General features: G+C 42.6%; 8 protein-coding genes and 1 tRNA gene. 5 read left to right on the forward strand and 4 right to left on the reverse strand.

The window, feature by feature from the left end; genetic code table 11:
* Positions 1 to 128: 128 nt before the first annotated feature.
* From BUB30_RS14040 to BUB30_RS14050, 3 genes are read left to right on the forward strand one after another with little or no spacing between them, the layout of a single operon-like run.
* Positions 129 to 5,009, forward strand: a complete 4,881-nt coding sequence (locus tag BUB30_RS14040) for a DEAD/DEAH box helicase (protein WP_073135184.1) — start codon at positions 129 to 131, stop codon at positions 5,007 to 5,009.
* A complete protein-coding gene (locus BUB30_RS14045; protein ID WP_084138079.1) occupies positions 5,006 to 5,923 on the forward strand; it encodes a HamA C-terminal domain-containing protein in 918 nt (305 codons plus the stop codon). Before BUB30_RS14040 ends, BUB30_RS14045 begins: the two co-directional genes overlap by 4 nt.
* Complete coding sequence (locus tag BUB30_RS14050; RefSeq protein ID WP_073134574.1) at positions 5,923 to 8,466, forward strand: DEAD/DEAH box helicase; 2,544 nt, start codon at positions 5,923 to 5,925, stop codon at positions 8,464 to 8,466. The genes BUB30_RS14045 and BUB30_RS14050 overlap by 1 nt, the downstream gene beginning before the upstream one ends.
* 349 nt (positions 8,467 to 8,815) lie before the next feature.
* Here BUB30_RS14050 and BUB30_RS14055 read toward each other — a convergent pair whose 3' ends face one another.
* From BUB30_RS14055 to BUB30_RS14065, 3 genes are all read right to left on the reverse strand, one after another.
* Positions 8,816 to 10,846: a DEAD/DEAH box helicase family protein gene (locus tag BUB30_RS14055; protein WP_073134576.1), complete on the reverse strand. Its 2,031-nt coding sequence runs from the start codon at positions 10,844 to 10,846 to the stop codon at positions 8,816 to 8,818.
* A 173-nt stretch (positions 10,847 to 11,019) separates the two neighbouring features.
* A tRNA-Met gene (locus tag BUB30_RS14060) sits at positions 11,020 to 11,096 on the reverse strand.
* Between the two features lie 95 nt (positions 11,097 to 11,191).
* Positions 11,192 to 12,496: a DUF6538 domain-containing protein gene (locus BUB30_RS14065; protein WP_073134577.1), complete on the reverse strand. Its 1,305-nt coding sequence runs from the start codon at positions 12,494 to 12,496 to the stop codon at positions 11,192 to 11,194.
* 683 nt (positions 12,497 to 13,179) lie between these two features.
* Between BUB30_RS14065 and BUB30_RS34865 the strand changes: the two genes are divergently transcribed.
* Positions 13,180 to 13,680 carry a hypothetical protein gene (locus tag BUB30_RS34865; RefSeq protein ID WP_143164899.1) on the forward strand — a complete coding sequence of 167 codons (501 nt, stop codon included), beginning with the start codon at positions 13,180 to 13,182 and terminating at the stop codon, positions 13,678 to 13,680.
* Complete coding sequence (locus tag BUB30_RS14070; RefSeq protein WP_073134579.1) at positions 13,677 to 17,540, forward strand: beta strand repeat-containing protein; 3,864 nt, start codon at positions 13,677 to 13,679, stop codon at positions 17,538 to 17,540. Before BUB30_RS34865 ends, BUB30_RS14070 begins: the two co-directional genes overlap by 4 nt.
* A gap of 55 nt (positions 17,541 to 17,595) precedes the next feature.
* Here BUB30_RS14070 and BUB30_RS14075 read toward each other — a convergent pair.
* On the reverse strand, positions 17,596 to 17,790 hold a 195-nt coding region (locus BUB30_RS14075), incomplete at its 5' end, for an ATP-binding protein (RefSeq protein WP_178377103.1).

The raw sequence follows: 17,790 nt of genomic DNA on the forward strand, positions 1-17,790 counted from the left end.
CGTTTCTGTGCACGTTGCAAGGCACTTTTGAAGTAACATTCTAATTCCATAATTACATATAGTGACTTACCTTGCTGATAGATTTTGCTATTGTAAATCCAGACCCACTTACCCCGCTAGCCATACCCATGAATCAGCACCTTAAATCTCTTTTTGCAAATTTTCGTAGCTCATCTCAGACCGAGCGAGAAAAGGGGACGTATTTCGAAGAGTTGATTAAAACTTATTTACAATACGAAGCCACATACAAAGACCTCTATAGTCGTGTATGGAGTTATGCAGAGTGGGCGAAGGAACAGGGACTAAGCGGTAAAGACACAGGGATTGATCTCGTTGCTCAAACGCATGGCACGAACGAGTTTCACGCAATCCAATGCAAGTTTTACGATGAAGGATACTGCGTCCAAAAAAAGGATATCGATAGTTTCTTTACGGCCTCTGGAAAAAAAACCTTCACGCATCGAATCATAATAACGACGACGAATAATTGGAGCGAAAACGCTGAGGATGCATTGCAAGGACAATCACCTCCCGTAACAAAAATTGATTTACATGATCTTGCGAATAGTCAAATTGACTGGTCAAAATTTGTTCCCAAGAACGAGCCAGTACTAAAGGCAAAAAAGGAACTTCGTCCCCATCAGGAGAAAGCGTTAAAAGATGTAGAAAAAGGACTGACTGTCGCGGAGCGTGGCAAACTCATTATGGCGTGTGGCACAGGCAAGACTTTCACGGCTTTAAAAATAGCCGAGACATTGGCGGGTAAAGATAAGCGGGTTCTTTTCCTTGTGCCAAGTTTATCACTGTTATCGCAGACGCTCACGGAGTGGACACAAGAAAGTAAAACACCCTTACACAGTTTCGCCGTGTGCTCAGACAGCGACATTGGAAAGAAGCGCAAGGTCGATGACGATACGGTTCAGACTTTTATGCATGAGTTGCGATACCCCGCGACGACAGATGCAAAATCACTTGCAAAGGAAATATCAAAACGCCACGACAAAGCGCACATGAGTGTGGTGTTCTCCACCTACCACTCTATTGACGTTATTAGCAAAGCCCAGAAAGAACAGGGTCTTGAAGAGTTCGATTTGGTTATATGTGATGAAGCTCATCGCACAACGGGCGCAACGTTTGCGGGCGAAGAAGAAAGTAACTTCGTGAAAGTGCATGATAATGATTTCATCAAAGCCAAAAAGCGAATGTATATGACAGCTACGCCACGCATATACGCCGACAGTGCTCAAGCAAAGGCCGAGACGGAAAATGTTGCACTGGCTTCGATGGATGACGAAGAACTTTATGGGCATGAACTACACGTTTTGACGTTCTCCGAAGCTGTCATGCGGGGTTTGCTTGTAGATTACAAGGTTATCGTCTTAACCGTGGATGAAGCACACATTAGTTCCCGTCTGCAAAGACTTTTGGCGGATGAGAATAATCAACTCAAAGTTGATGATGCAGCAAAGATCGTCGGATGTTGGAAGGCCTTAAGCAAACAATATCAGGAAGATGAAACGGATCACGAAGGCCCTATGCGCCGCGCTGTGGCGTTTTGCCAAGTGATCGAAGCACAAAAGGGAGGAAGAGTTCACAAGGTTAGTTCCAAAAATATAGCCTCCATGTTTCAATCCGTAGTCGAAGCGTATCAAGAACAAGAGGAAGATCATGACACGCTTACATGTGAGGCGGCACATGTGGATGGAAGCATGAACGCTTCTGAAAAAGAAGATAAGTTGGATTGGCTGAAAGAGACTACGCCCGAGAACACTTGTCGTATTTTGAGTAATGTGCGTTGCTTGTCCGAAGGTGTTGATGTTCCTGCACTGGATGCTGTCCTGTTTTTGACACCGCGCAATTCACAAGTGGATGTGGTGCAATCTGTAGGCCGGATCATGCGTAATGCACCAGGCAAGACACGTGGCTATGTAATTCTACCAGTTGTTATCCCGACGGGAGTCGAGCCGCACGCCGCTTTGAATGATAATAAAACTTACAAAGTTGTTTGGGATGTATTGCAAGCTCTTCGGTCACATGACGACCGTTTTGATGCAATGATTAATAAGTTTGATCTGGTAGGCAAAGATCATAGTAAGATGGAGGTTATTGCTATCACGGATAGAATCCAACCTAAGCAAAAGAAACGTAGCGATAATAAAGAGACAGGTAAAGGCTCCTATTCAATCGGTACGACTGTTTCTAAAGTGGCCGAGCCCGTTCAAGGTAGATTGCAATTCGAGATCGGTGAGATTGAACGTGCTCTTTACGCCAAGATGGTTCAAAAATGCGGCAAGCGTCGTCCTTGGGAAGAGTGGGCACAGGATATTGCAAAAATTGCTAAAACGCATATTACGCGCATCACCGCGATTGTTAATGATCCGAACAATGAAAAAGAAGTTCAGGCCTTTGGTGAATTTGCGAACGAACTTCGCGATGATTTGAATGATCAGATTACAGATGAAGAAGTAATCGAAATGCTTGCGCAGCACCTTATTACCAAGCCTGTCTTTGACGCATTATTTGATAAATACAGCTTTGCCAGCAATAACCCAGTATCCCTTGCTATGCAAAAGGTTCTCGACGTATTGCAAGAACATAGTTTAGACAAGGAGGCCGACACACTAGAAAAATTCTATCACAGCGTCAAGATGCGGGCAGAAGGAATTAAAGATGCTTCTGCTAAACAAAAGATCGTAGTGGAACTTTACGACAATTTCTTTCGCAATGCGTTCCCGAGGATGACGGAAAAGCTAGGTATCGTCTACACACCCGTTGAAGTTGTCGATTTTATCATTCATTCCGTCAATGATATTTTAAAGCAAGAATTTGATGAGACTCTAGGGAGCAAAGGTGTGCATATCCTTGATCCGTTCACAGGCACTGGTACGTTTATCACGCGGCTATTGCAATCCGGCTTGCTTAAGCCTGAAGAATTGGAGCACAAATACAAGCACGAAATTCATGCTAATGAAATTGTTCTCCTAGCGTATTATATCGCAGCCATTAATATTGAAGCGGCTTATCATGGCATCATGGGTGGTGACTATGTTCCTTTTGAAGGGATATGCCTTACTGATACATTTCAGTTGTACGAGAAAGACGATTTGTTCAGTCATCTGATGGTGGATAACAGCGAGCGCCGAAAGAGACAAAAAGCTTTGGACATTCGAGTTATCATTGGTAACCCACCGTATTCTGCTGGACAGAAAAGCGAGAATGATAATGCTCAGAATGTTGAATACAAAGCTCTTGATGAAAGTATTAGAAGATCCTACGCAGCAGCCTCAAAGGCCACACTTCAAAAGAATCTTTACGATTCCTATATCCGAGCTATTCGTTGGGGAAGCGATCGCATAAAGAAAAGTGGCGTTTTAGCCTATGTCAGTAATGCAAGTTATTTGGACTCAAACTCAATGGACGGATTGCGTAAGTGTCTGGCAAAAGAATATTCCAGTCTTTACATTTTTCATTTACGCGGAGATGCTAGGACATCCGGTGAGATGAGGCGCAAAGAAAAGGATAATGTTTTTGGTGGAGGAACGCGAACACCAATTGCCATCAGTGTTCTTGTAAAAAACCCGAATGCCAAAGAGCATGGGCAAATCTTTTTTTATGATATCGGCGATTATTTGACTCGTGAACAGAAATTGGAGAGAATTTCGGAACTCAAGAGTATTAAAGGAATTGAATCCGAAAATGAATGGAGAAAAATAACACCAGATGAGCATAACGATTGGCTCAACCAGCGTGATAGCGGTTTTGATGAATTCATTGCTATCGGTGACAAGAGGAATGGCGCAGGTAGAGCAATCTTTGAAAACTACTCGCAGGGTATTCTGACCAGTAGAGACTCGTGGTGCTTTAACTTCTCAAAACAAACCCTTGAAGAAAAAATGAAGTCCACTATTGCTTTTTACAACATTCAAGTAGAAGGCTGGGCGAAAAAATCTTCAAACGATCTTGAAGAATTTGAAGAATATATCGATACAGATTCAAAAAAGATTAGTTGGTCACGGGCGCTTAAGAACGACGGGAGACGGAGCATAAGACATCCTTTTTCTATTGAGAAAATTAGGGCTGGGATTTATCGCCCTTTTACAAAACAGTGGGTTTACTTTGATCGACACTTCAATGAAATGGTTTACCAAGTAGACAAACTTTTTCCTCAAGAAGGAGTCGCCAATTTGGCAATAGACCTTTCTACGGGGGAACAATTTTCAGCTTTGATGATTGCTCATCCACCGAGCTTTGATACAATTGTAAAAGGACAGTCATTTCCTCTCTATCTCTACAAAATATCTGAACACAATGATGGCGGACTTTTCAAAGGCCAGGAGGAAACGGATTATAGAAAGAAGGATGGTATCACAGATGCAGGGTTCGCGCATTTCAAAGAGGCCTATCCAACAGAAGTTCTTACCAAAGAAGATGTATTCTATTATATCTATGGTATTCTTCATTCAGAAGAATACCGCGAGAAGTACGCGGATAACTTGTCCAAACAATTGCCGCGTATTCCGTTTGTAAAGAAATCGGATGATTTTTGGACATTTAGCAAATCCGGTCGTGATCTTGCAGCATTGCACATCAATTACGAAAATGTGAAGCCCTATGACGTCATATTAGACACAGGCTCCAAAAACCTGGCAGGCTTTGGTGAAAAAGAATACTATGTCACGAAGATGAAATTTGCGAAAAAGAGCGACAAATCTACCGTGATCTACAATGACTACATTACTATCAAAAATATTCCTATTGAAGCGTATGACTATGTTGTCAGTGGCAAGCCTGCACTTGAATGGGTCATAGAACGCCAGGGCGTTAAGACGGATAAAGATAGCGGTATCGTGAACGACGCTAACCTTTATGCTATAGATACAGTCGGAGATGCAGCCTATCCTTTGATATTGTTCCAACGCATCATTACCGTTAGCCTGGAAACACTGAAAATCGTTCGGTCGCTGCCCGGCCTAGACGTCATGCGATCAAAACCATTGGATTCAATATGATTGCCGATACTGACATGATTCCTAAGATTGTTGAGGATATACGCCGTGGAAATCCTCACTCTTTGGACTCCTATTTGACCACAATCGAAAAGAGCATTTCTCTAAGCGGAACAAAAACACAATTCTATTTGCATCTGGTTGCAACTGATGGGAACGGCAACATTAGGCTCTCCGACTTCATTGAATTTGTTGCGCGTCACATTACAGCATACGCTATCCCGAGGGGACGCTTTATTGAGGCTAAGGAAAAAGACGACAAAGAGGGTTTAGGAATCCACTTAAATAGACTATATGAGGACGCCAAGAAATTATTCACCCCTCTGAAAAATACGGGCGAGGGAGGTGAGATGCTCCTATTCATATTGGGTGAAGTGCTCCTCGGTCTGCCGCAATTATTTTGTAAAATGAGCGTCAAAACTTCAGGCTCAATGCACTATCATGGAGCTGACGGCATTCATGTCGGAGTTGACAACGATGGCAACCTGGAACTCTATTGGGGAGAATCAAAGCTGTATCAAAACTTTAATGATGGTCTAAAGCAATGCTTGGACAGTCTAAAGCCATATCTAAAGCGTGACGCGGATCATGAAGACTTACTGTTGTTGCAAACTCACCTGGATTTAGCCGACGAACAAAAAACGAACGCCATCAAACGCCTTCTCGATAAAGACAATCCAGAATTCAACAAAGTAAGTTATTGCGGCCTTTGCTTTATTGGTTTCGATGAAGACCTCTACCAAAAAACTACTCAGAAGGCAGAGCTTGAAACATTTTGCGAAGAAATCCGACTGAAAATCGTCACTAAACTTCAAGAATATGAACTTGCCGATTTTAAAATCCATTTCTTTTGCCTTCCAGTAGTATCCGTGGAGGAATTCAGAAAGCTATTTCTTGAAAAACTTGGTATTAGCTAATGTCATCCGAATTTTTTGAATGGCTTGTTACTCGTCCTGCCTTCAAAAAGCAGTATTCGGCTCTTATTAAAGAGTCAGTTGCTTTACAATTCAAGCAATTTCAAACTAGCGAACCCGGTGAGCCTTCAGATTGGACCTACCTCTTAAAGTGTGCAAGTTTTTTAGCACAGTCAACTTCGGTATTTATGCAAGATGCTGCGCTAAGAATTGCTCAGCATTGTCTCCAACAAGCATCAAGAGTGACTACCGATCAGTTAAATTCAGCTCAATTTATTCTTGACGCACTTGCCAACCGCCAAGCAATAAAGCTCGCCATCGATAAAGGTTTCATCACCGAAGAAAATACCTATCCAAAACACAGCTTTGTCGCGAACATCAATTGGGTCAGGAACCAGATTAAAAACTCCATTTGGTTAAGTGGAGGTCATCGCCTTGACGTAAACAACTTTCAAGCTTCATTTTGGAATGCACTAGGAAACTATCAGAATCTCAGCATCTCTGCTCCTACAGCCGCCGGGAAGTCTTTTATAGTCAAACAATGGATTGCCGATCAGGTCGCAACATGCCCTAATCTTGCTGTGGCTTACATTGTGCCGACTAGAGCGTTGATTGCAGAGATTGAACTTGATTTTCAGAAAGAGTTTACTGACCGCATTCGGAACTCGTCTATAAATATCACGTCATTCCCATTTGCTCGCTTTGCCCAGGAAGGCAAGACATGCATATACATTCTTACGCAAGAGCGCCTACAGTTACTATTGGCGCAAGGAATCCAGCACTTAGATATTCTAGTGATTGACGAAGCTTACAAGCTTGCAGATGGAGATCGAGGAATCTTACTCCAACATGTTATTGAAAAATCAATACTAGCCTTTCCAACAGCTAAGGTCGTTTACATTTCCCCACAAGTTGACAATCCAGAATTGCTGGTCGAACCCGTACCGACCAGTTTCAGCAAGCGTTACGAAGATGTTACTGTCAACCAGAACCTACTTTGGGCAACACAAAAAAGGGGTAAAAAATGGGATCTTGAAATATGCCATGCCAATGGAAATATTTTGCTAGGTGAATTCGAACTTCCTGCGAATCCATCGCCGCCGAGTCTGAAATTACCGATGGTAGCGTTCACTCTCGGGCAATCCGGTGGAAACATCATCTATGTAAATGGAGCGGCAGAAGCGGAAAAAACTTCGCAACAGATATGCGATCTAATAGGATTAGATAATCCACTTCACGAACAAAAAATAGATGACCTGATCGAGCTCTGTAAGAAAGTTATCCACGACAAATATAGGCTTGCTGAAGTATTGAAATATGGAGTGGCCTTTCATTATGGCAACATTCCGGTGCTAATCAAGGAGGAAATTGAAACTCTTTTCAAAGAAGGATTGATCAAATATCTGATATGCACTTCGACTCTTGTTGAAGGTGTGAACTTGCCTTGCAAGAATATTTTCATTCGTGCACCAAAACGTGGGAACAATAATCCAATGACCCCGGCCGACTTTTGGAATCTAGCTGGACGTGCGGGCAGGTGGGGGAAGGATTTTCAAGGAAATATTGTCTGTGTAGACCCTACAATGTGGGATGCTCCACGGCAAAAAACTTTGATGTCCATTATTCGGGCAACAGATGAAACCTTGGAAAGACAATCAAGCTTAGTAAAGTACATTCAGGATGGCACTCCGAGAGATATCGCAGTGTCTGAAAAAAATCTGGAATCGATGACCTCATACCTAGCGATCAGTCATCTTATCTTTGACAACTTCAGTCAGATCAAGTGGTTGCAGAAAATTGAAAAGGATAGATTAGAAGAGCTAGAAAGTGTTGTAGTGAGTATGCTTAATTCTTGCGCAAGCGTTCCAAAAGAAATCATTGTAAACCATCCTGGAATAAGCCCTTTAGCAATGCAAAAACTCTTAGAGCATTTTTTATCCGACAAAGAAATGCCCGAAGCTTTGTTTGCACCATATGCCACTGATACAGATGCTGTGGCGAAATACGTAATTCTTTTCAAAAGACTTTACAATACCCTTACAAATGAATTCGGCGATAGGGATGCACATATTTTCAGGCAAGCCATCGTTACAGTACATTGGATGCAGGGACGGTCAATCAATAGAATTGTTTCGGAAAGAAAGCACGCAGTTCCCACTGAAGAAATCCACACAACTATTAGAACAGTTTTGAGCGACATTGAGTCTGTTGCCAGATATAAGGCGCCTAAATTTTTGTCATGCTATAACGACTTACTAAAACACTTCTATATAATCTCAAATAGAAAAGACTTAGCTGATGAAATAGAGGACATTACTCTATTCCTAGAAATGGGTGTTAACACAAAAACGCAACTTTCACTTCTAAATCTTGGCTTGTCTAGGACATCTGCTGTTGAATTAAAAGCCTATATGACTGCGGATGATCTTTCTGAATCTGATTGCTTAAACTGGTTTGCTAGTCCGAACAACAATTGGAAATCACGGGATCTCCCGAAAATAGTTAAGAGGGAAGTTGAAAGAATGCTAACGATTCACACCCCGTAGATTCGAGTAATCCTTAGCCGCCTTATCAACAAAAAATTCTCATGTACTTGGTTGGCTTCTTCAGTTACCGTCAAACAACATTGATTCCTCCAAAAATAAAATTCAATGATACGGCTTTTATAGCTGACGGAGTTCATCAAGGTCGTTAGCTGTTCTTTGTATTATACTTTGAAAACAACTTTCGCAAACTCGTTTTGCTGATGAAAAGCCCGTTCCAAGTTTAGGAATTTCAACGCAGGCCACGCCCGCAGGAAGACTGTCATTGCACCGATAGCAATGCGACAGTTTTTTAACCTCAGCTCGTCGTGGACGGCCGTTACTGCCGCCAATAAGCGACGGTGTAGGACCTTTAGGCTTCTTTTTTGTCATAGTCTGTTTTCGCCTTTCTTACTCTACGCGCCAAGGTTTGAAGAAGATCCTCAAGATTGTCTAAAACAGATTTGAAGTCCTCGATTGATGCCGATGCGCGCTCTTTGCCGAGACGTTTATTAATCTCGTGATTTACCATCGTCAAAGCTGCAATGAAATTATTGCGACCAGTAAGCTTCAGGGTTTTATATTTATAAACCAGTTCCGTTCCATTCACATTCAACTGAACATGATTAAGAAGAAGGTTTGCAAGTCGCTTACCTTGCTCATTGAGCCGCTTACGCGCTTCTTCCCATTCCCGTTGCGGTTGAACTGCGAAGGGTTCAGTCGGCGAATGCTTACGCATCGGTGGACGTTGCGCTTGACGGACCATTTCTTCAATTTTACTCGAATCAAGGCCCAGTAATTTAAAGCGCTCTCTAAGTTCCTCAACAATTTGTCGATCCTCTAGGCTGGTGAAATCCTCCTCCCACAGGGATTCAATAATCTCGCCGTGAACAACAACCTGTTCGCCAGCTCGGAGCCGGGCAGTCCCGTTGAGAACTTCTTGCGGTACCTCTGGCTCTTCACCTCCGATGACTTTATCCCAAAATGCTTGATCGTCATTCTCGAAATCTTTGAACTCTTTTAGTCGTTCATCGAGATTCATTCCCAAATGCGTTACGATATGGCCGACATTGTCTGGGTGTCCCGGATCGTTTTGAACAACGACACGCATGATACGTCCAACGAACTGAATGTATGGTGAAAGGCTTCGGTACGGTCGAAAGATTGCCGCCACGCTAAGCTTTGGATGATCGAACCCTTCTCCGAGCATCTGCACCTGGATGATGCAATCCAATGTGCCATTTCGTAACGTCGCTAAAATCTCTGCCTGCTGCTCCGGTGTCTGCTTACTGTGTATTACCGCGGCGGTAAAATTCCGCTCTTCATATAAAGAGCGAATCTGATTGGCATGATTGATCGAGCATGCAACAGCAATTAGCTGATGTTGCGTTCCACTTTGCCTTAATTCCTCAAGCTTTGCCAAACTGCTTTCAACGATGTGCTTATTGCACAGCGGCGCGAGAGCCACTCCACGACTGAACCAGTCTTTCTCTTTCATTTCGAGAACTTCGTCTTGTGTATAAACGCGCCCTCGTTCGTCCGTGAATCCGAGCTCAATTGTCGATGGAGCTACATAGCTTGCCTTAAGGCGTTTGATATAACCTTTTAAGGTCGCATTGCGGAATGGGTAACGATAGATAAGCTCCCCATCAAGTTCTTGCCTATCGCTACGGAAAGGTGTGGCCGTGAGCAAAATGATTTTTGCTTTTGGAAAACGATCGATTACTGCCTGCCAGCTTTTGGCTGCACTATGATGTGCTTCATCCACGATGATCATATCAAAAAAGTCATCTGGAAATTGTGTTAGCCACTTGTCAACGTTGGTGGCCAACTGTTGCACATTAGTAATTACAACGTGTGACTTATTAGCGACGGAGATATTTCCGGAATCAAGTGTTGTTGCGAGTGGACCTGAAATCATTTGGTCGGGTGTCAATACCCCGGACTTTCGCCAGAAGCACTTTTGGCGATTTGTAATGTCCATAGCGTCGTAAAGCCCCTCTTTAATCGTAAGATTTGGAGCAATTACGATTACTCTGCCTTCTGCCAAGCCAAGAGGTAATAATGATGCCAACCCTGTTTTGCCACAGCCTACAGGGATTTGTAAAATCGCCTTATTTTTCCCCGCATGAAAGTGCTCATACGTACGCAAATAACCTTCCCGTTGAGGATCACGCAATTCTTCATTCCCCTCGATCGTAAAATCTAAATCAAGAAAAAAAGTCTGGAGAGGTCGGCTGGTACGAAGCCAAGTGTCGAGCCCAGCTTTTTCGAAGGTCCACTTTTTACCAATTTTCCGTGCTGGAATTTTTCCCTCACGAGCCATTGTGTACAACAAAGTTTTACCGATACCTAGGTATGCGGTAGTTTCTTCCAAAGACAGCCAGCCTGTTTCTAAGTCCATTTTTTACCTCTTAATGATACACAATGATAGCAAATGACAGATAAAAAAGCAAGAAGGTCCTAACAATATTCAACACAATATCGCCACGCACTATAAATCGGGCGGAAATGCGCATCATTGCGGCACCGATAATTTCGGACGCTTGAACATATTATTTAAATCATTGAAAAGATTGGTTGCGGGGGCAGGATTTGAACCTGCGGCCTTCAGGTTATGAGCCTGACGAGCTACCGGGCTGCTCCACCCCGCGACAAAGAAGCCGGACAATACCCCTCCTTTTCGTATATGTCAATTAAATAGGAAAGCAATTTTATCTAGGCCACGCGAGGCCTTTTATATTAATGCTTAAATGGGCTTTCTTAGCTGAATTCTTTTCATCCACTCAAGCTTAAGGTCGAGCGTTGGCCCAGACCCGTAAAGCGGCCGCGGAAACTTATGCCCTATCAATTCTGATTGAACGCGATCGGGGGCATCAACACTTACGAGCCTATCCTGAAAACTATGCCGGAGCGAATAGACGGAATGATTTTCCGATGGAAATACATCGCGGTCACGCAGGAACTTGTTCAGTTCCGTTGATAATTCGTCTGATTGATATCGGTATTCTTTTAAGCCATGAGGTAGTATTTTGAATGCATGTAATGCATAGCCTGTCAAAGGAATGACCCGGGCACTTTGACGTGTTTTCAAAGGGCGTTTTGGCCGGGCGCGCATGACAATATGAGGAACTTCATGATCGAGAATAATATCCTCGGGAAGGAGGCCTGTAAGTTCGACCGGACGAATTCCGGTTTCAGCTAAAATAAAAAGAGAAAATTTAAGTTCCTGCGTAAGGCCTTCCAGCGTCTGTTCTGAAAGCAGCGTTGAAACAATAAAATCCGTTTCGAACGGCAGCCTTTTCTCACTATCCCATTCGTCAAGAGTAATTTTTTTAAAAAGATGTTGAGTATCAATACCGAGTTTCATGTTCTCATTTACTGTTTCTACTATACTTTTCACATGAATAAGGTCTTTATTAGCTGACGCGGCCTTTAGGCCATCGTTTTCAATACGATGAATCCACCAATCCCGAAAGCGAATTACCTCTTCCCGCGAAACGTTATTGATTGCTTTGTTACCAATCACTTCAATAAGATTTCGCATTGCTTTGCTACGAGGGTTTTTCCATTTGCGCAGGCCGGTGACAGATTTGTTGATTACCCTGTCTTTGGTAAAACCCCAAAAACGTTCCAGGGCCTGATCGAGCGTCAAGACAGGTGCATCAATTCCGCCGAGCAATGCTTCAGCGTGAAGGGGACTTTTAAAGTTAGATTCTTCGACTGCTTTCAGTCTATCGTAAATATTATCCCAGGGTGCTTCTTCTGCCAGTTTTGCCGCAGGCAGGTAGGTGAAGCCAAGGAGTTTTGCAAATCGAATGACTTCCAGGAATTTTTCGTCTGAGTGGGTTTTTCCTGACTTAATAAGGCTTCGCCAATATTGCTCTAACTTCTCATTAATGGCGATTGCTTTTTTGTTCGCGTTTTCTCTACTGTCAGTGTCTAGCGAGATGCGGATCATTTCTCGTCCGTCGAAATCACGAATCTTTCTCGGAACACGTCGATTAAAATAGTACCGGTCTTTACGTTTTATAACGTGATGATTGATGGTCATTGTGTGCCAAATTGTGTGCCAAATTGTGTGTCAAATTGTGTGACACACATTAAATCACGTTAATCAAGGTTTAGTCAAGAGAGCTATTTTAATAGCGTAATATCAAAGGGATAAATACAAAGCGATGTGTGAAAAAGTGGCGTCCCCTAGGGGATTCGATATAAAAATAGCTGTCTTTTATCTATTTGAATTGAAATGATATTTCTATCTCAAAAATTAACTGTGTGTCAAAATGTGTGACAATTTGTGTGACAGTTGAGGCGATGGCGACGGAAGTTGAAACTCATTCTGATAGATACTAATAGCCAGCGACTTAATGCTCAATGCCTTTTGATGTTCATGTAGCTCCCTAAGAACGCGCTCAAAGATGGGTAAGTATGCGTCACCAAATATAGCTACAACTTTTGCCGCTATTAATTGTGCGTGTTTAAGTTCTTCTAAGTATGGATCATGAAAAGTGTGCATAATTCAACTTCCAATTTTTAATGACTGACACTAGCAATACAGAGTGACCATTATATCATATGGAAATATAATGAAGCCTTACAAAATGATTTCGTTAAACACCAAGTTCCTGTCACCAATTGATTTGTTTACTAAGGAACAAATTCAGAATTGCTAAAATTAATACGACTTTACGTTGTCCTAGAATCTGTTAGCCTGAATCTTATCGGGAGTTATTCATGACAGAATCAAAAAGTAAAAAATCGTTTATTCAATCACTTTGTACTTGGACAAAGCAACATAAAAAATCTGCTCTTGCTTTAGCAATAATACTTGCATCTATACAATTCTTAAATTTTACCGGATTTTGCTACAGCGAGTTACGCTATTTAGATAGATATGAATTGCTTGATCGATTTTTGTTTGGCCCTTCAACCGCATTCACAGAAGACGAAAAGATTCAAAAAATAGCCATCCGTGGTGGTGAGTATCCCGGATGCTGTCGAATAACGCCAGAGAAGAGATTCCTAAATAAGATACTTGGGTATTATTTCTACAACGTAGAATCTCACTTTTCTGATCCTGACCCACGATCTTCAGATACTCCAAAATATCTAACATTTAGTTCGATTAATTCTTGTGGGACAAGAGTAATTCACGAATCTGGAATGCCAGAAACGCAGAAAAGCTATGACGCTTCAGTCTATTCTATCAATAAATCATGGGGTTTTAAAAAATGACAGCTGGAACAATTGTAATTGGAGATTGGACAAATCTCGACCCACAGACAATGACCAATCTATATTTATATGGTCAAGTAGATACGCCGACAAGCTTCGGTGAGCGACTACGTTCCAATGAAGAAATCGATAGTTATCCAACCAATAGCGCTACCGTAAAAAATCTTGAAGTTAAGATTGATATGGTCAGTTTTATGGACACTGGACCTGGGAGGTACGCATTCGCCTCTGAAGCCAGTTTTGTTCAAGACTTCTTTACAGGAGGAGTATCGCTTGCAAATGGGACGTATACTAAACAAGATTTAATTGCAAATCACGGCTACACACTTGCGGACTTTCGAATAGATGTTGTCCACTATGAAACAGACCCGAATAGTGACGATTATGCCTTACGAACCTATGTATATAATAACGCAGCATTTGTGATTTCCGATGCTACAGAGTTTGTCATCAATGGAGATAACATATATATCAATAAGATGTGTATTCAAGCTTTAGATGATAATTTTGACTTTGAATCAAGTGGCTCGTTGACTCAAATAGGAGATATTTTTCTTGAAAGTGTTATAGACCCTTCTAGTATTGGTCGGCGGGTAGAAATCGAATTCATTAATGCGGAAAATGTTCCGATTTCAAGTGATCGATATACAGTTGAAAATTTTCTTCAGGATTCTATAGATGCAGCGGCAGTTCCTGGTGGCTTATTAATTCCTGACGCTTACAGCGCTGTTTCTGATATTATTGATGATTTAAATGAATCTGGAACAATTCAGTATGAGACTGATAATGGTGACGTTATTTATGGAACCAATGCCAATGAAACAATTAATGGCACAAGTGGGAATGATATAATTGTTTCAGGCACCAATTCTGGCGGTACTGATATTATCAATGCTGGTGATGGTAATGATGTTATCTATAGCTCCAATTCTATTCAGGGTGATACAATAAATGGTGGCAATGGTTCTGACACAGTTGACTATTCAAATATAGACTTGGTTTATGGATCAGGAGGAATAAACAGTGGTAACGCATGGGGCTGGGGCGGTCTTGCTAACCAAAACTGGGATTCAGTCCTCCCTAATGGATTTGCCTCAGGAGTCAGTATAGCTATTAGTGCGCACGGGGTTGGCGCTGATACATTTGTTTCAATCGAAAATGTTACAGGAACAAACGGCAACGACTCTATTAGTGGAGACGAGTATAGTAATACCATCGATGGGCTTGGTGGGATGGATCATATCCACACTACGGGTGTGGGTCCTGATACTATTGTCTGGCATGAAAATCAAATTACAGGAACTTGGTGTGACTTTGACAGGGATGATACGATACAGCTCGCAGGTTTTACTACCGATGTTGTAAAAGCCATCGAAATTGATGGTGAATATTTTTACGTTTGGATTGATAATGGTGTGTTGCCAACGCGCGAACAACTTGTGTTGCATAGCATTTCAATTCAGCAAACAGATCTTGACGGAAACGTTGACGCAAATGGTGTTACGTTTCGAAATCCGAACGGAACAAATGTAGATATCGCGAATTTAATAATTGGGGACGTAGGACTCCTTGACGCATTCCAATGTAGCGTTGGTGATGATAATTTTGCAGGAACCGACAATGACGATTTTGTTAATGGTAACCAAGGCAATGATTCTATCACAACGGGTGCTGGAAATGACGGATTATACGGTGGTGCTGGAAATGACCTATTAAATGCTGGAGCAGGCAATGATCGCGTCTATGCAGGTATTGGCGATGACACTGTTTCTTTTATTCTCCAAGAAAATACCTTAACGAGCGATCACTATTTTGGTAATCAGGGTGTAGATCATCTTGATCTATACTTCAATTCAAGTGAATTGACTTCAGGCATTAGGTCTAGCTTGATTTCTTTTCGTAATTTTCTAGCGAATCCTACCAATATTGATGATGACGCTACAGGCGGCGGTACATTTGATTTCGCATTTGATTTATCTGTCAGCCGTTTTGAAACCTTTACACTCTTTGTCAACAATGTGGCCACTCAGATGTCTATCAATGCTAGAAACGATATGTTCTTTGGTTCTGTCAATGTGCCAATCACTGGAAATTTTTTAGTTGATAATGGGGGAGGCGCGGATACAGGCTTCATTGACACGATCTTTGCGAATGCAGGAACATTTGCGACAACGCATGGTGGATCGGTTGTCATTAGTGCCAATGGCAATTTCACGTACACACCACCAGTCGGCTTCTCAGGAATTGATAGTTACATCTACACAGCCAATGACGGTCAGGGAACGACAGGCACAGCAACGGCAGAATTCGGCGTGGGCCTACCGGGAGTTGTCGCAGGAACTTCGGCAAGTCAAACGCTGACCGGCACATCCGGCAATGATACGATGTACGGCCTTGGCGGCAACGATACGTTGAATGGTAATGATGGTAACGACACTTTGAATGGCGGCACGGGCGTTGACACAATGGTAGGTGGCATCGGCAATGATATTTATATCGTCGATAGTTCAGGAGATTCAGTTACCGAAGGGTCAAGTGCAGGAACAGACACCGTACAAGCTTCCATCAATTATACGTTAGGTTCAAACGTAGAGAATTTGACGCTGACTGGTTCGGGCAATCTCACGGGTACAGGTAATAGCCTTGTAAATATTATCACTGGCAATTCAGGTAACAACACATTGGATGGTGGGTCAGGTATTGACACATTGATTGGTGGCATCGGCAATGATATTTTCATTGTTGATAATACCTCAGAAGTCGTTACTGAAGCGGGCGGTCAGGGAACAGACGAAGTTCGTAGCAGTGCCACCTATACTTTATCGGCGAATATTGAGAATCTTACACTCACCGGATCAGGGAATATTGGCGGTACTGGAAATACTATAGCCAATACTATTGTCGGTAATTCAGGTGACAATGCTTTATCGGGCGGCGGCGGTAATGACACGCTTGACGGCGGCAGCGCAGGCAGCGATACGCTGACAGGCGGTACAGGCGATGATACATTTATCGTAAATAGTACAGGTGATAGTGTTGTTGAACTTGCAGCCGAGGGAACCGATATAGTTTTCAGTTCATCATCCACGCATACACTTTCTTCAAACGTCGAGAACATTACGCTAACCGGCGCGTCTAATATTGCAGCTATTGGCAATACTTTAGACAATATCATGATTGGCAATACCGGCAACAACACGCTGACTGGTAATGATGGTAATGATTCATTGGATGGCGGCGCTGGCAACGACAGTATGATTGGCGGCATCGGCAACGACGCATACTATGTCGATAGTTCATCCGATACGATTACCGAAGCGGTTGGTGCTGGAACAGATACAGTGAACTCAACGGCTGCAACATTTGCACTTGCAACGAACGTCGAAAATTTGGTGCTCACGGGAACGGCCAATATCAATGGCACGGGTAATACGCTCAATAATACAATCACTGGTAACTCCGGCATCAATACGATAGATGGCGGTACGGGTACTGATACCATGATTGGTGGTGCTGGTGATGATACCTACACGGTCGATAATGTCGGCGATATCATCACGGAGAATTTAAACGAAGGAAATGATCTCGTTTTATCTTATGTGACCTATACGCTTGCGACAAACGTTGATTACTTGGCGTTGCTTGGTTCTACAAACATTAATGCAACTGGAAATGCTCTCAATAACAGTATCGCCGGTAATAGCGGAGCCAACATTATCATTGGTGGCGATGGCGATGATTATATGGATGGTGGAGCAGGGATAGACAACATCGCTGGCGGTCTCGGCAATGATATCTATGTGGAAATTCCGAGCAAGCTGACCACCAATTTCCGAGGCAAAGTGACCACCCAAAGTTAACTGGTAAATTGAGGTTTGATCAGTATCGGTTTTTCGGTTAATAATGGCCGGAGTTTTAGTTTTGGTTTTCAGTTAAATCTTCCGTTAAGATAGTTCTTTTCTTTCTCATGGATTCTCCCTTGAGTTCAAGTCGGTGAGCGTCATGGATGATGCGATCCAGAATAGCATCGGCTATCGTTTGTTCACCAATGACCTCGTGCCAGTTATTTACCGGAACCTGCGAGGTAAAGATGGTGGAGCGCTTCCCGTG

This window comes from Chryseolinea serpens (assembly GCF_900129725.1).
Lineage (GTDB): Bacteria > Bacteroidota > Bacteroidia > Cytophagales > Cyclobacteriaceae > Chryseolinea > Chryseolinea serpens.

Bases quoted from the DNA above. Each gene is read 5' to 3' on its own strand.
- BUB30_RS14050 (WP_073134574.1), top strand. From the start codon at position 5,923: ATGTCATCCGAATTTTTTGAATGGCTTGTTACTCGTCCTGCCTTCAAA.
- BUB30_RS14065 (WP_073134577.1), bottom strand. From the start codon at position 12,496: ATGACCATCAATCATCACGTTATAAAACGTAAAGACCGGTACTATTTT.
- BUB30_RS14055 (WP_073134576.1), bottom strand. From the start codon at position 10,846: ATGGACTTAGAAACAGGCTGGCTGTCTTTGGAAGAAACTACCGCATAC.
- BUB30_RS14040 (WP_073135184.1), top strand. From the start codon at position 129: ATGAATCAGCACCTTAAATCTCTTTTTGCAAATTTTCGTAGCTCATCT.
- BUB30_RS14045 (WP_084138079.1), top strand. From the start codon at position 5,006: ATGATTGCCGATACTGACATGATTCCTAAGATTGTTGAGGATATACGC.
- BUB30_RS34865 (WP_143164899.1), top strand. From the start codon at position 13,180: ATGACAGAATCAAAAAGTAAAAAATCGTTTATTCAATCACTTTGTACT.
- BUB30_RS14070 (WP_073134579.1), top strand. From the start codon at position 13,677: ATGACAGCTGGAACAATTGTAATTGGAGATTGGACAAATCTCGACCCA.